14 protein-coding genes are annotated in these 15,052 nt (G+C 68.7%); 13 read left to right on the top strand and 1 reads right to left on the bottom strand.

Translation table 11 applies throughout. The features are described 5' to 3' along the window. Nucleotides 1-15 precede the first annotated feature (15 nt). Nucleotides 16-264, top strand: coding sequence for a DUF3297 family protein (locus tag VLF18_RS06155; protein WP_325278737.1), 249 nt, complete (start codon nucleotides 16-18; stop codon nucleotides 262-264). 114 nt (nucleotides 265-378) lie between these two features. Here the strand turns inward: VLF18_RS06155 and VLF18_RS06160 are convergent, their stop codons facing one another. Continuing rightward, complete coding sequence (locus VLF18_RS06160; protein ID WP_325278738.1) at nucleotides 379-1,743, bottom strand: hypothetical protein; 1,365 nt, start codon at nucleotides 1,741-1,743, stop codon at nucleotides 379-381. A gap of 477 nt (nucleotides 1,744-2,220) precedes the next feature. Here VLF18_RS06160 and mraZ point away from each other — a divergent pair, with 477 nt between their 5' ends. From mraZ to ftsA, 12 genes are all read left to right on the top strand, one after another. Further along, nucleotides 2,221-2,667 carry a division/cell wall cluster transcriptional repressor MraZ gene (gene mraZ, locus VLF18_RS06165; RefSeq protein WP_325278739.1) on the top strand — a complete coding sequence of 149 codons (447 nt, stop codon included), beginning with the start codon at nucleotides 2,221-2,223 and terminating at the stop codon, nucleotides 2,665-2,667. 28 nt (nucleotides 2,668-2,695) lie between these two features. After that, the gene (gene rsmH, locus VLF18_RS06170; RefSeq protein ID WP_325278740.1) at nucleotides 2,696-3,637 is read left to right on the top strand and encodes a 16S rRNA (cytosine(1402)-N(4))-methyltransferase RsmH; all 942 of its coding nucleotides are present in this window, start codon (nucleotides 2,696-2,698) and stop codon (nucleotides 3,635-3,637) included. Next, nucleotides 3,634-3,906, top strand: a complete 273-nt coding sequence (gene ftsL / locus VLF18_RS06175) for a cell division protein FtsL (protein WP_325278741.1) — start codon at nucleotides 3,634-3,636, stop codon at nucleotides 3,904-3,906. The genes rsmH and ftsL overlap by 4 nt, the downstream gene beginning before the upstream one ends. A gap of 128 nt (nucleotides 3,907-4,034) precedes the next feature. After that, nucleotides 4,035-5,750, top strand: coding sequence for a penicillin-binding protein 2 (locus VLF18_RS06180; protein ID WP_325278762.1), 1,716 nt, complete (start codon nucleotides 4,035-4,037; stop codon nucleotides 5,748-5,750). A 145-nt stretch (nucleotides 5,751-5,895) separates the two neighbouring features. Further along, a complete protein-coding gene (locus tag VLF18_RS06185; RefSeq protein WP_414717189.1) occupies nucleotides 5,896-7,257 on the top strand; it encodes a UDP-N-acetylmuramoyl-tripeptide--D-alanyl-D-alanine ligase in 1,362 nt (453 codons plus the stop codon). Beyond that, nucleotides 7,247-8,332, top strand: a complete 1,086-nt coding sequence (gene mraY, locus VLF18_RS06190) for a phospho-N-acetylmuramoyl-pentapeptide-transferase (RefSeq protein WP_325278742.1) — start codon at nucleotides 7,247-7,249, stop codon at nucleotides 8,330-8,332. The genes VLF18_RS06185 and mraY overlap by 11 nt, the downstream gene beginning before the upstream one ends. Continuing rightward, nucleotides 8,332-9,522 carry a putative lipid II flippase FtsW gene (gene ftsW, locus VLF18_RS06195; RefSeq protein WP_325278743.1) on the top strand — a complete coding sequence of 397 codons (1,191 nt, stop codon included), beginning with the start codon at nucleotides 8,332-8,334 and terminating at the stop codon, nucleotides 9,520-9,522. Before mraY ends, ftsW begins: the two co-directional genes overlap by 1 nt. Further along, a complete protein-coding gene (murG, locus tag VLF18_RS06200; protein ID WP_325278744.1) occupies nucleotides 9,519-10,607 on the top strand; it encodes an undecaprenyldiphospho-muramoylpentapeptide beta-N-acetylglucosaminyltransferase in 1,089 nt (362 codons plus the stop codon). Before ftsW ends, murG begins: the two co-directional genes overlap by 4 nt. Then, nucleotides 10,604-12,046, top strand: a complete 1,443-nt coding sequence (gene murC / locus VLF18_RS06205; RefSeq protein WP_325278745.1) for a UDP-N-acetylmuramate--L-alanine ligase — start codon at nucleotides 10,604-10,606, stop codon at nucleotides 12,044-12,046. Before murG ends, murC begins: the two co-directional genes overlap by 4 nt. Then, nucleotides 12,046-12,975, top strand: coding sequence for a D-alanine--D-alanine ligase (locus VLF18_RS06210; RefSeq protein WP_325278746.1), 930 nt, complete (start codon nucleotides 12,046-12,048; stop codon nucleotides 12,973-12,975). The genes murC and VLF18_RS06210 overlap by 1 nt, the downstream gene beginning before the upstream one ends. Continuing rightward, nucleotides 12,975-13,745 (top strand): cell division protein FtsQ/DivIB, encoded by a 771-nt coding sequence (locus VLF18_RS06215; RefSeq protein ID WP_325278747.1) that lies wholly within the window; start codon nucleotides 12,975-12,977, stop codon nucleotides 13,743-13,745. The genes VLF18_RS06210 and VLF18_RS06215 overlap by 1 nt, the downstream gene beginning before the upstream one ends. Continuing rightward, entirely contained in the window at nucleotides 13,742-14,977 is a 1,236-nt protein-coding gene (ftsA, locus tag VLF18_RS06220; RefSeq protein ID WP_325278748.1) for a cell division protein FtsA, read from the top strand. The genes VLF18_RS06215 and ftsA overlap by 4 nt, the downstream gene beginning before the upstream one ends. Nucleotides 14,978-15,052: the final 75 nt, after the last annotated feature.

Below are 15,052 nucleotides of genomic sequence, written 5' to 3' on the forward strand. Positions count from 1 at the left end.
CAGGACCCCGCTTCGATGACCACCGACACGCCTCCCGACCGCCTCGACGCCGATCCGCGCAGCAAGTTCCATGACGCCGCCGCGTTCGAGCGCGGCATCGGCATCCGCTTCAACGGCGCCGAGCGCCAGGACGTCGAGGAATACTGCGTCAGCGAAGGCTGGATCCGCGTTCCGGCCGGCCGCGCGCGCGATCGCCGCGGCAATCCGATGACGATCAAGCTCAAGGGCGAGGTCGTCGCTTATTACCGCGTGGAAGGCGAGTGATGAGTAGTCAGGAGTGAGAAACGAGAGAAGGCCCAGCCCACTCGTTTCTCACTCCTCCATATTCTTTCCTGCGCCGCAAGGCGCGATTTTCCACTAGTTCCTACCTGCCAACCTCTACTTCTTCTCCTTCACCTTGTCCTTGGCCGCCTGCTTCGCCTGGTCGGTCAGGCTCGCGGTATTGCCGTTCTTGATCGGGCAGGCTGCCGGCAGCGGGCCCTTGCCGTTGCCGCAGCCGCCGGTCTGCTGGGAGAAGCCCCAGAGATGGCTGAAATTGGCCGGCGCGCCGGTCGGGAAGCCCATCGGCCCCTTCGTCGAGCTGACGAACTGCTTCTGCGTATGACAGGTGAAGCAGTTGTTGCCGTTGCCCTGGATGAAGGTTTCGAGCGTCGTGTTCGCGTTTTCCTTGGAGCCCGCGAAATTCGTCGCCGACGGCGGCAGCGCGCCGCCGACGGTCCAGAGGTTTCCGGTCATCTGGTAGTTCTGCCAGACCGCCATGTCGCCGTATTTCGTCGGCGACTGTTTTATCAGTCCCTGCAAGGTCGACAGCACCGACGCATTCAGCGCAATCATCGCGCTGGTGTTGTCGGTCGAACCGCCGCCCTGCGGCGCGACGCGGCAGACCTGGGTCGGATTGACCTTGGTCTTGTTCGGCGGGCAGTCGGCCGTGCTGCAGCTCGGGTTGTTGAACGACCAGCCGCTGGCCGGTGCCTTCTGCGGGTTCGTGCAGTCCGGTGCGTTGGAGTTGTGCTCGAACGTGGCCCAGATGAATTCCGGATGATCCTGCGTGTTGACGACGACATGGAAGCCGACGAGACCGAGTACGACCGGCTGGCAGTCCGTACCGACGACGCCCTTGATCACGTACATGTCCGTTGGAACCTTGTTCGTGAACGTGCGCCACGCGGCCTTGAGTTCGACCGACCCGGCCGGCAATGCCGTCGACGTCGGTGCGGACGTGATGCAGGTCGTGTTGTTGAAGTCGCAGGTCGTGATGAAGTCGTACTCGGTCTTGTTGACCCACATGCTGTAGTACACGACGTTCTTGTTCTGGTCGTACAGCGGATCACCCGTCGCCTGCTGATCCGAGCCGCCGTCGACGCCTGCACCCTTGGGGACGCGCGGGCGCAGGAACAGTTTCTTCGCGTCGGCGGCAGCGGCCTTCGGACTCGCCGAACACGGCGCGCTGGGCTGCTCGCCCCAGGGTGTCACCGGCGTGCCGGCCGGTACGAAAATGCCGTATTCCGGCATCCAGGTCTCGAATTCGCGGCCGCCGTCGGCGGGCTGCACGAGGTCGGCGAAAGCCTGCCAGGCGAACTGATGGAACTGGCAGTCGTTGGTGCCGCCGCCGGGAATGGTGGTCGGGAAACTCGGGTTCGTGAACCAGCTTGCGTTGGCGTCGCACGGGGTCTGTGCGAAAGCCGCGCTGCCGAAAAACATCAGGGCGGCACCGAACAACCATTGCTGCAGACGAGCACTCATGGCGGATCTCCCAGGGGTGGCTGGAGTCGACTCGGGTATCACAGTGCGCAACTGTGATTTGGATACATTGCGCGATTTTCATGACGGCGACAATCGCGCGAAGCGGGAAACGGGCGTGCCGCCTGTCACGTGCCGGCGCGACGCCGGGCGGACCGGGCGCGATCGGTGTGGTCCCGGGGCGCCTGAACCGGCGGCGACCAAGCTCTGTGAGCGCCGACACGGAACGCTGCGCGCACGACTGTACGTACCTGTCGGGCTGAGCCGTGGCGTTCAGCAACGTAACGACACTGTGAACCCATGAATTCCTTTGGAATTCAATGCGCTGAGTGGGTTTGCTTAGAAAACGCCTGAAATCAACGCAAACAGTGACAACCCCATTGATCTGTAACGGAAATTCTCCTTGACAGTCTCAGGGGCTGAGACTAGTGTGGGCGCCGGTGTGAATTGGTGGGAATTTGTGGGGAAGGACACTGGGGCATGTTTCAGGGCGAGACCGCCATCACGATCGACGACAAGGGTCGGCTCGCCGTGCCGACGGCTTATCGCGAGCTGATTTCGGGTCTGTCGGCCGGGCGCCTGGTGTTCACCTACAACCCCTTCGAGACCGGTTGCCTGTGGCTGTTCCCGCTCAACGAGTGGGAAACCGTGCGCGACCAGGTGAACGCGCTGCCCAACGTCAAGGCCGTGCACCGCGCGCTGCAGATGAAGCTGGTCGGTGCCGCGGCCCACGTCGAGCCCGACAGTGCCGGGCGCGTTCTCGTACCGGCGAGCCAGCGCATGGCGGCCGGCATCGAGAAGAAGGCGGTGCTGCTCGGCATGGGAACGAAATTCGAGTTGTGGAGCGAGCAGGCGCACCTCGCGAAGATCCGCCAGACCATCGGCGAGGACGAGATCAGCGACGCGATGATGAACCTGAAGTTGTAGCGGAATTTACGGATCGGGGTGGAGCAGGGTGAAGCAGGACACGCTCAGGCACGTCCCGGTCATGTTGGCGGAAGCGGTGGACGCGCTGGCCGTGAAGCCCGACGGCGTCTACCTCGACGGCACCTTCGGTCGCGGCGGTCATGCGCGCGAGGTGCTGAAACGGCTGGGTGCCGGGGGGCGCCTGTTGCTGCTGGACCGCGACCCGCAGGCGATTGCCATGGCGCGTGCCGAATTCGGTCAGGACCCGCGTGTACAGGTACGTCACGGCAGCTTTGCCGATCTGGCCGACTGGGACGCGACGGAGGGCGGTGTGGACGGTGTGTTGCTCGATATCGGCGTGTCGTCGCCGCAGCTGGACGATCCGCAGCGCGGATTCAGCTTCCAGGCCGACGCCCCGCTCGACATGCGCATGGACACCAGTCAGGGCGAAAGCGCCGCGGAATATCTCGCGCGCGCGTCCGAAACGCAGATCGCCGACGTGCTCTATGCCTACGGCGAGGAGCGCATGAGCCGGCGCATCGCGCGCTGGATCGTCGAGCGCCGCGACGAAGGTCAGCCGATCCACACGACCGCCGAACTGGCCGACCTCTGCGCGCGCGCCGTGCCCAAGCGCGAGCCGGGCAAACATCCGGCGACGCGCACCTTCCAGGCGCTGCGCATCGCCGTCAACGGCGAACTCGATGCGCTCGAACGCGGACTGGCCGGCGCGGTGCGCCGCCTGCGGCCGGGCGGGCGGCTCGCCGTGATCAGCTTCCACTCGCTCGAAGACCGCATCGTCAAGCAGTTCATCCGCGCGCAGTCGCAGCCGCCGCCGTCGCGTCGCGGCCTGCCGCCGCCGGTTCATGCGCCGCTGACGCTGCGTGCGCTCGGCAGCGCGCATCTGCCGGGTGCCGAGGAGATCGAACGCAACCCGCGCGCGCGCAGCGCCGTGCTGCGCGTGGCCGAACGCCTTCCGGAGAGCGCCGCATGAAGCGCATCGGATTCGCATTGTTCGCCCTGCTGCTGCTCGCCGACATCGCAAGCGCGATCGGCGTCGTCTACCAGCGCCACGAAGGCCGCGTGCTGTTCATCGAGCTGACCCGGCTCAACAAGGAGCGCGACGAGATGAATTTCGAGTACGGCCGGCTGCAGCTGGAACAGTCGACCTGGGCCGAGCCCAACCGCATCGAGCAGGTCGCGCGCGGCCAGCTCGGCATGGACTCGGTCGATCCCGCCGACGTGGTGATCGTGCGCCGCTGATGAACAGGCCGCCCCGCCCGCGCGAATTCGCCGAAGCCGCTCCGCGCAGCAGCGCTGCCGCGGTGTTGCGCGCGGCCACGCGTGCGCGTCCGCCGGTGAATCTGAAGGCGCGTCTTTCGGCCGTGCTGATGTTGCTGACGCTGGCCGGCACCGGCCTCGTCGTGCGTGCGGTCGACCTGCAGGTGCTGCGCAAGGACTTCTATCAGGAACAGGGCGACGCGCGTTACCTGCGCGACGTCCCGATCGCGGTGTCGCGCGGCACCGTGCTCGACCGCAACGGCGAACCGCTGGCCGTCTCCACGCCGGTCGAGTCGATCTGGGCGAATCCGCAGGAACTGCTGCAGCATGCCGGCCGCATTCCGGAACTCGCCGAGGCGTTGAGCATCGACGAGGCCGTGCTGCGGCAGAAGCTCGATCAGCGCGCCGACAAGGAATTTCTCTATCTCAAGCGTCATCTGAATCCCGATGACGCCAGGCTGATCCTCGACCGCAAGATCCCCGGCGTCAGCGCGCAGCGCGAATTCCGCCGCTATTACCCGAGCGGCGAGGTGATGGCGCACGTGCTCGGTTTCACGAACATCGACGATCGCGGCCAGGAAGGGCTCGAGCTCGCGTTCGACGAATGGCTGGCCGGCAAGCCCGGCGCGAAGCGCGTGATCCGCGACCGGCTCGGCCATGTCGTCGAGGACGTCGAACTGCTGCGCGAACCGCAGCCGGGCCGCGACCTGACGCTGTCGATCGATCGCCGCATCCAGTCGCTGGCCTATCGCGAGCTCAAGCGCACGCTGCTCGAACATGGCGCGACGTCGGGATCGATCGTCGTGCTCGATGCGCGCAACGGCGAAATCCTCGCGACGGTGAACCAGCCCTCGTTCAATCCGAACGCCGTCAACAACGGCGACACCTCGATCCGTCGCAACCGCGCGCTGACCGACGTCGTCGAGCCCGGCTCGACGATGAAGGCGTTCACGATCGCCGCGGCGCTCGAAAGCGGCAAGTGGAAGCCGAACACGCCGATCGACACGACGCCGGGCACGATGCCGCTCGCCGGCCACATCATCCGCGACACCAGCAACAAGGGACTGCTCGACGTGACCGGCGTGCTGACGCGCTCGAGCAACGTCGGTGCGGCGAAGATCGCGCTGTCGCTGTCGAACGAACATCTCTACGACATGTTCAAGCGCGTCGGCTTCGGCGAAAGCACCGGCAGCGGCTTTCCGGGCGAAGCGCCCGGCGTGCTGCCGCCGGCCAAGGGCTGGGGCGTCGTGGAGAAAGCCACGCTGTCCTACGGCTACGGCCTCAACGTGACGCCGCTGCAGCTCGCGCAGGCCTATGCGGTGCTCGCCGACGGCGGTCGCCTGCGCGCGCCGACGTTCGTCAAAGGCGCGCAGAACCCCGAGCGCGCAGTGCTCGACCCCGCGCTCGCCCAGACCATCGTGACCATGCTCGAAACCGTCATCACGCCGCGCGGCACCGGCCTGCGCGCGGCCGTGCGCAACTATCGCGTCGCCGGCAAGACCGGCACGTCGCGCCGCGCCGTCGCCGGCGGCTACGACAGCCGCTACATTTCCACGTTTGCAGGGCTCGCGCCGGCGAGCAGTCCGCGTCTCGTCGGCGTCGTGGTGATCCACGATCCGAAGGGCGCCTATACCGGCGGCATGGTCGCCGCGCCGGCGTTCAGCCGCGTCATGGACGGCGCGCTGCGCCTGCTCGACGTGCCGCCCGACAATGTGGAGAAGTGGTACGCCGACGGCGCCGGCAACTGGGCGCCGGTGCAGGCCGGCGATGCCGCGCCCGAGTACGAACCGGGTGCCACGAACGACGAGGAAGGCGTACCGGAATGACGCCGATCCTTCGCCCCGCAACCCGCAGCGGCGCCGCGACTCGCGGCGCCTTTCGCACGTTTGCCCCGGCGGCGTCGGCGCGGACGCTCCCGGTCCGCGAGGACCGGTCGTCCGCGCCGCCCGCTTTTTTTGTCGCGAGGTGCGCGTGCTGAATCTGCGCCTCGCCGAAATCGCCGTCTGGACGCGCGGACGCCTGAGCGGCGCCGACGCCGACGTGCATGGCGTCGCCACCGACACGCGCGCGCTGCGCGCGGGCGATCTGTTCGTCGCACTCAAGGGCGAACGCGTCGATGCGCACGATTTCCTCGATGCGGCGCGCGCGGCCGGTGCGGCCGCGGCACTCGTCGCGCGCAAGGTCGACGTGCCGCTCGCGCAGATCGTCGTCGCCGACACGGAACGCGCGCTCGGCGATCTCGCCGCCGCGGTGCGTGCGCGCAGCGATGCGCGCGTGATCGGCATCACCGGCTCCAACGGCAAGACCACGGTCAAGACGCTGACCGCGTCGATCCTTGCGCTGCACGGCGTCACGCACTGGACCCAGGGCAACTACAACAACGAGATCGGCCTGCCGCTGACCCTGCTCGCGCTGCCGCCGGAAACCGCGTTCGCCGTGCTCGAGATGGGTGCCGGCAAGCCGGGCGACATCGCCTATCTCGCCGCGATCGCGCGGCCGGAGATTGCCCTCGTCAACAACATCGCGCCGGCGCATCTCGAACGTCTGCGCTCGCTCGAGGGCGTCGCCGAGACCAAGGGCGCGCTGTACGAAGCGCTGCCCGACGACGGCGTCGCGATCGTCAACGGCGAAGATGCCTTTGCCGCATTGTTTACAGGGCTGGCCGGGGCACGGCGCACGCTGTGCTTCGGCTTTTCTGCTGCATTCGACATCTGGGCCGACGCGCTCGACCTCGGTCTCACGTCGCGCTTCCGCCTGCACACGCCGCAGGGCGATGCCGACGTCGCGCTGCCGTTGGCCGGGCGCCACAACGTCTCGAATGCACTCGCGGCTGCGGCCATTGCGCATGCGCTCGACGTGCCGCTCGCGACGATCCGGCGCGGCCTCGAAGAGGCCTCGGCGGTGGCCGGGCGTCTCGTGCGTCACGACACCGGCGCGGGCTGGACGCTGATCGACGACAGCTACAACGCGAATCCGGGTTCCGCGGCCGCGGCTGTCGACACGCTGGTGCTGCAGCCGGGCGAGTCCTGGCTCGTGCTCGGCGACATGAAGGAACTCGGCGACGAGGCGGTCGACCTGCATGCGCGCATCGGCGCGCACGCGCGCGCCGCCGGCGTGCGCCGGCTGTATGCGACGGGCGATCTCAGCCGCGCCGCCGCGGACGCGTTCGGCGAGGGTGCGCAGCACTTCGCCGATCAGCGCGAACTCATCGAACGCCTGCGCGCCGACCTGCGTGCCGGCGTCTGCTGTCTGGTCAAGGGCTCGCGGTCGTCGGCGATGGATCGCGTCGTCGCTGCGCTGCTCGGCGCAAAGGGGGACGCGCATGCTGCTTGAACTGGCCCGCTGGCTGACGCCTTACATCAGCGCTTTCCATGTCGTCCAGTACCTGACGTTCCGGGCGATCATGGCGACGTTGACGGCGCTCGCGGTGTCGCTGCTCGTCGGCCCCGGCATGATCCGTCGTCTCGCCGCGCTGAAGGCCGGACAGGTCATTCGCCAGGACGGCCCGCAGACGCATCTGTCGAAGGCCGGCACGCCGACCATGGGAGGCGCGCTGATTCTTGCGTCGATCGGCATCTCGACCGTGCTCTGGGCCGATCTCGGCAACCGCTACGTCTGGCTCGTGCTCGCGGTCACCGTCGTGTTCGGCGCGATCGGCTTCTACGACGACTACAAGAAGCTCGTGCTCAAGGACAGCCGCGGCCTTGCCGCGCGCTGGAAGTATTTCTGGCAGTCGGTCGGCGGGCTCGGCGCCGCACTGTTCCTGTACTACACGGCCGACGTGCCGGCGGCGACCGCGCTGTACCTGCCGCTGTTCAAGCAGGTCGCGCTGCCGCTCGGCGCGTTCTTCTTCGTGCTGCTCGGCTATCTGATGGTCGTGGGCTTTTCCAATGCGGTGAATCTCACCGACGGCCTCGACGGCCTCGCGATCATGCCGAGCGTGCTCGTGGCCTGCGCGCTCGGCGTGTTCGCGTATCTCGGCGGCAATGCGGTGTTTTCCAACTACCTGCAGATTCCGGCCGTGCCGGGCGCGGGCGAACTCACGATCTATTGCGGCGCGCTCGCCGGAGCCGGACTCGGATTCCTCTGGTTCAACACGTACCCGGCGCAGGTCTTCATGGGCGACATCGGCGCGCTCGCGATCGGCGCGGCGCTCGGCCTGATCGCGGTCATCGTGCGCCAGGAAGTCGCGCTGCTGATCATGGGCGGCGTGTTCGTCATGGAAACCGCGTCGGTGATGCTCCAGGTCGCGAGCTTCAAGCTGACCGGCAGGCGCCTGTTCCGCATGGCGCCGATCCATCACCACTTCGAGCTCAAGGGCTGGCCCGAGCCGCGCGTGATCGTGCGCTTCTGGATCATCAGCGTCGTGCTCGTGCTGATCGGTCTCGCGACCCTGAAGGTGCGTTGATGAGCGACGCGCAGGCCACCCGCCGCAGCGAACTGCCCGGTCGCTACGACCGCGGGCTGCTGCTGGCCGCGCTGGGCCTGGCCGGCCTGGGTCTGGTCATGGTCGCGTCCAGTTCGATCCCGGTCGCCGACAGCCAGCACATCGGGCCGTTCTACTTCGTCACGCGCCATCTGGTCTTTCTGATGCTCGGACTCGGCCTCGCGATCGCGGCGATGCGGATCGAACTCGAGACCGCCGAGCGCTACAGCGGCGTCGTGCTGCTCGCCGGCTTCGCGCTGCTGCTGTCGGTGTTCGTGCCGGGCCTCGGCATGCGCATCAATGGCGCGCTGCGCTGGATCCATCTCGGCATTTCGGGCTTCCAGCCGGTCGAGGCGTTCAAGCTGATCCTGATCCTGTACCTGTCAAGCTATCTCGTGCGCCACCGCGAGTCGGTGCAGCGCAATTTCTTCGGCGTGATCAAGCCGATCGCGGTCGCCGGCGTCGGCGTCGTGCTGCTGCTCGCGCAGCCCGATTTCGGTTCGGCCGCGCTCGTGGCCGCGACGACGGTCGGCCTGATCTGGCTGGGCGGAGCGAGGCTGCGCAACCTCGTGTTCCTCGGTCTGCCGATGATGCCGGTCATGGCCTGGGCCGCGATGTACGCGGAATACCGCATCAAGCGCCTGACCTCGTTCCGCGATCCGTTCCTCGATCCGTTCGGCGACGGCTACCAGCTCGCGCAGGCGCTGATCGCGGTCGGCCGCGGCGAGTGGTTCGGTGTCGGCCTCGGCGGCTCGGTGCAGAAGCTGTTCTATCTGCCCGAAGCGCACACCGATTTCATTCTCGCCGTGATCGGCGAGGAACTCGGCTTGTTCGGCATCGTGCTCGTGCTCGCACTGTTCGCGTGGTTCTGCGGCCGCGGCCTGCTGATCGGCGCGCGCGCGGTGCAGCGCGGACTGTACTTCCAGGGCTACGTCGCGTTCGGCATTTCGCTGTGCATCGCGCTGCAGGCGCTCGTTTCCATCGGCGTGAACCTCGGCGTTCTGCCGACCAAGGGACTCACGCTGCCGCTGATCAGCTCGGGCGGCTCGTCGGTAATGATGACCTGCGCGATGATCGGCGTGCTGCTGCGCGTGAGCTACGAGCTGTCGCGCGAAGAGGCGCAGAGCGCCGAAACCACGCAGGCGCGCGTGCAGGCCGGAGTCTGGGCATGAACGCGCCGAACCTCGCACCCGTGCTCATCATGGCCGGCGGCACCGGCGGCCACATCTTCCCGGGCATCGCCGTGGCCGACGAACTGCGCGCGCGCGGCGTGCCGGTGCTCTGGATGGGCGCCGCCGGCGGCCTCGAAACCGAGCTCGTGCCGAAAGCCGGCATCGCGATCGAGACGCTCGACATCGGCGGCGTGCGCGGCAAGGGACTGTCGACGAAGCTGCGCGCCCCGCTGCGCATCGCGCGCGCCGTGCTCGCGGCGCGTCGCGTGCTGCGTCGCGTGAGGCCGCGCAGCGTGCTGTCGATGGGCGGCTTCGCCGCCGGCCCCGGCGGCATCGCCGCATGGCTCGCGGGTACTCCGCTGCTCGTGCACGAACAGAACCGCGTGCCCGGCGCGACGAACCGCGCGCTCGCGCGCGTCGCGCGGCGCGTGCTCGCAGGCTTCGCCGACGCGTTCGGCGCGGCGCAGCGCCCGATCTGGGTCGGCAATCCGGTGCGTGCTGCGATCGGTGCGCTCGCGCCGCCGGCGGAACGCTTCGCCGCGCGCGACGGCGCGCCGCGGCTGCTCGTGCTCGGCGGCAGTCTTGGCGCGCAGGCATTGAATCACCGCGTGCCCGAAGCGCTCGCGCGGCTGACCAAAGAGCTGCGCCCGCAGGTACGTCACCAGAGCGGCGCGAAGCATGCCGACGTGACCCGCGCGGCCTATGCGTCGGCCGGCGTCGACGCACACGTCGAACCGTTCATCGACGACATGGCGGCCGCCTACGGCTGGGCCGATCTCATCGTCTGCCGCGCCGGCGCGCTGACCCTCGCGGAGATCGCCGCGGCCGGCGTCGGTGCCGTACTGGTGCCGTATCCGCATGCGGTCGACGACCATCAGACGCGCAACGCCGACGCGTTCGTCGACGCGCGCGCGGCGGTGCGCATCGCCGAGGACGAGGCCACGCCGGAACGCCTCTGCACCGAGCTCGGCCGCCTGTTCGCCGACCGTGCGAGCCTGCTCGCGATGGCACACGCCGCGCGCGGTCTCGCCAAGCCCCGGGCCGCAGCCGATATCGCCACGCAGTGCCTGGAAGTGGCCGCATGACGCCGCGCCGCCTCGCACCGCACGACGACATCACCCATGCGCTGCGCCGCGTGCATTTCGTCGGCATCGGCGGCGTCGGCATGAGCGGCATCGCCGAAGTGCTGCACAACCTCGGCTACGACGTGTCGGGTTCGGACAAGGCCGACTCGGCGACGACGCGCCGCCTCGCCGGCCTCGGCATCCGCGTCGACCGCGGACACGCGGCCGAACATGTGGAAACCGCCGATGCGATCGTCGTGTCGAGCGCGATCAGGCCGGACAATCCCGAACTCGTCGCCGCGCGCGAACGCCGCATTCCGGTCGTGCCGCGCGCGGAGATGCTCGGCGAACTGATGCGCTTTCGCCGCGGCATCGCGGTGGCCGGCACTCACGGCAAGACCACGACGACCAGCCTCGTCGCGAGCGTACTCGCCGAGGCCGGTCTCGATCCGACCTTCGTGATCGGCGGCCAGCTGACCGCGGCGGGCGCGAACGCGCGCCTGGGCACCGGGGAATATCTCGTCGCCGAAGCCGACGAGTCCGACGGCTCGTTCCTGCTGCTCTCGCCGATGGTCGCGATCGTCACGAACATCGACGCCGACCATCTGGAGAACTACGAAGGCGACTTCGGCAAGGTCAAGAAAGCATTTGCCGACTTCCTGCATCGCCTGCCGTTCTACGGCCTGGCGGTGCTGTGCATCGACGATGCGGAAGTCGCCGAACTCGCGAAGCAGACCGCGCGCAGCACGCTGACCTACGGCATCGCGAGCGCCGAGGCGGACGTGCGTGCGGAGAACGTGCGCCAGCGGCGCGCGCAGATGCTGTTCGATCTCGTGCTGCCCGGATTCGATGCGCGCGTGCCGGTCACCCTGAACCTGCCGGGCCGGCACAACGTGCTCAACGCGCTGGCCGCATCGGCCGTGGCGTGGCAGCTCGGCGTCGAGGCCGAGGCGATCCAGCGCGCGCTCGCGCAGTTCCAGGGCGTCGGCCGCCGCTTCCAGGCGCGCGGCGAACTGGTGCTCGACGACGGCCGTGCGACGCTCGTCGACGACTACGGCCACCACCCGAGCGAACTCGCCGCGGTATTCGCCGCAGCGCGCGGCGGCTGGCCGGACCGCCGCCTCGTCGTCGCGTTCCAGCCGCATCGCTACTCGCGCACGCGCGATCTGCTCGACGACTTCGCGCGTGTGCTCAGCGAGGTCGACGTGCTCGTGCTGACCGAGGTCTACCCGGCCGGCGAGGCGCCGATCGCCAACGCCGACGCGCGCGCGCTCGCGCGCGCCGTGCGTGCGCGCGGCAAGGCCGATCCGGTGCTGATCGATCATCCGCGCGATCTCAAGGAAGCGCTGCCTGCGCTGCTGCGCGATCGCGACCTGCTGCTGCTCATGGGCGCCGGCGACATCGGCGCCGCGGCGAGCGAACTCGCCGCATTGGGCGAATTGAGGACAAGGGCAAGTTGATGCGTATTACCGATCCCCAATTGTTCGGACGCGTGGCCGTGGCGCTCGGCGGCAATTCCGCCGAACGCGAGGTGTCGCTCGATTCGGGCCGCAACGTGCTCGACGCGCTGCGCGCGCGCGGCGTCGACGCACACGCGGTCGACGGCATTCCGGCGCTGCTCGACGCGCTGCGCGCCGGCCACTTCGCGCGCGTGTTCAACATCCTGCACGGCCGCGGCGGCGAAGACGGCATGCTGCAGGGCGCGCTGCAGGCGCTCGGCGTGCCGTTCACCGGCTCGGGCGTGCTCGGCTCGGCGCTGACCATGGACAAGGTGCGCACGAAGGAAGTCTGGATCGCGAAGGGCCTGCCGACGCCGCGCTTCCGCGCGTACCGCAAGGGCGAGGACATCGCCGCGGTCATCGCCGAACTCGGCTATCCCGTGATCGTGAAACCGTCGCACGAAGGTTCCAGCGTCGGCATCACGCGCGTCTACGGGCAAGCCGATCTTCCGGCGGCGCTCGAACTCGCGTCGCGCTACGACGGCGAACTCGTGATCGAGCAGCTCGTCGTCGGCGACGAGTTCACCGTCGGCATCCTGCACGGCGAGGCGCTGCCGTCGATCCACATCGTGCCCAAGGGCGAGTTCTACGACTACCACGCGAAGTACGTCGCCGAGGACACGCAGTATCTGTGCCCCGGGCTGGACGGCGCGGCCGAAGACGGGATCCGCGCGCTCGCGCTGCGCGCGTTCGTCGCGGCCGGCGCGGCGGGTTGGGGCCGCGTCGACGTCATGCGCGACCGCGACGGCGGCAACTGGCTGCTGGAAGTGAACACCACGCCGGGCATGACCAGCCACTCGCTCGTGCCGAAGGCCGCGCGCGCGGTCGGCATCGACTTCCCCGAGCTGTGCTGGCGCATCCTCGAAACGAGCTTCGGAGACGCCGCCTGATGAGCGCGACGGCGATCCAACGCCTGCTGGCCTGGGCCATTGCGCTGACGCTCGTCGCGCTGCCCGTGGTCGGCCTGCTCAACGGCTGGTACGCGGCCGATCGCTGGCCCGTGCGCCAGCTCGAGCTGCAGGCGGAGTTCGCCAACGTCAGCGCTGAGCAGATCCGCACGGCCGCGGCGCCCGCGATCGGCGTGGGTTTCTTCGCAGTCGATCTGGCCGGCGTGCAGAAGAGCGTCGCGCAGCTGCCCTGGGTCGAAAAAGTGGAAGCGCGCAAGCGCTGGCCCGACACGCTCGTGCTGCGCGTCTACGAGCAGCGGCCCTATGCGCACTGGGGCAGCGACATGCTGATCAATCGCGACGGCCATCTGTTCCAGGTGCCGGGCGCGTCGGAAATCCAGGGTCTGCCGCGGCTGACCGGTCCGGACGAGCGCATCGCCGACGTGATCGCGTTCCACAACGACGTGCTCGCCGAATCCGGCGGCAGCGGCCTGCAGGTGACCGGCGTCACGCTGAGCGCACGCGGCAGCTGGACCGTACACCTCGACAGCGGCGCCAGCATCATCGTCGGCAACGAGCATGCGCACGAGCGCCTGCGCCGCTTCATCCAGATGTATCCACGCGTGGCCGCGAGCGGCCGCGGCGCGTTCGAGTACGTCGATCTCCGCTACAGCAACGGCTTCGCGATGAAGTGGCCCGGCGCGGACGCCGAGCCGGCGACCGCGCCGCCTCCGTCCGCCAACCCCGTCCCTGCGCCGGTGGAAGACGCATGAACCGCAAGACCGAAAAATCGCTGATCGTCGGCCTCGACATCGGCACCTCGAAGACCGTCGCCATCGTCGGCGAATTCCAGCCCGGCGATCCGGTCGAGATCATCGGCGTCGGCTCGCACGCGTCGCGCGGCCTCAAGCGCGGCGTCGTCGTCGACATCGAATCGACCGTGCAGTCGATCCAGCGCGCGATCGAGGAAGCCGAACTCATGGCCGGCTGCGAAATCCGTTCGGTCTATGCGTCGATCTCGGGCAGCCATATCAAGGACGACAATTCGCACGGCACCGCGCCGATCCGCGACAAGGAAGTGACCCAGGCCGATCTCGACGCCGTGCTCAACGCGGCGAGCGCGCTTGCGATTCCGGGCGACCGCTGGGTGCTCTACAAGGAGCCCCAGGAATATCTGATCGACGGGCAGGAAGGCATCCGCCACCCGGTCGGCATGTCCGGCGTGCGGCTCGAGGCCAACGTGCATCTCGTGACCGGCGCGGCGAGCGCGGCGCAGAACATCATGAAGTGCATCCAGCGCTGCGGGCTGTCGGTCGACGAGCTCGTGCCGTCGGCCGTGGCCTCGGCGCGCGCCGTGCTGACCCAGGACGAGCGCGAGCTCGGCGTCTGCCTCGTCGACATCGGCGCCGGCACGACCGATCTGGCGATCTACACGCAGGGCGCGATCCGCCACACCGCGGCGCTGCCGATCGGCGGCGATCAGGTCACCAACGACATCGCGCAGTTCGTGCGCACGCCTACCGCGAATGCCGAGGAAATCAAGATCCGCTACGCCTGCGCGCTCGCGCAGCTCGCGACCGCGGAAGAAACGATTCAGGTGCCGAGCGTCGGCGACCGTCCGCCGCGCCGCCTCGCGCGCCAGACGCTGGCCGAGGCGGTGCAGCCGCGCTACGAGGAAATCTTCGAGATGGTGCAGGCGGAACTGCGCCGCTCGGGGCTCGAGGAACTCACGCGCGCCGGCATCGTGCTGACCGGCGGCGGCGCCAAGATGGAAGGCGTCGTCGAGCTCGCGGAAGAACTGTTCCACATGCCGGTGCGGCTCGGCGTGCCGCAGCACGTCAGCGGCCTGTCGGATGTCGTGTCCAACCAGATCCATGCCAGCGGCGTGGGCCTGCTGCTCTACGGCGCGGGACGCGAAGCCGTGCGGCGCCCGGCGGGCGCCGGCGTCGCGCGCGTCGGCGGGCTCTGGGACAAGGTCATGCACTGGTTCAAGGGGAATTTCTAGCGAAATTCACAAACGCCGCGTCTGCGGTGTGCGGGACCCGCGGCAGGACGCCGCGGGAGCGCGGCGAAAGCCGCG

This window comes from Tahibacter sp. (genome assembly GCF_035481375.1).
In the GTDB taxonomy this organism is placed as follows: Bacteria; Pseudomonadota; Gammaproteobacteria; order Xanthomonadales; family Rhodanobacteraceae; genus Tahibacter.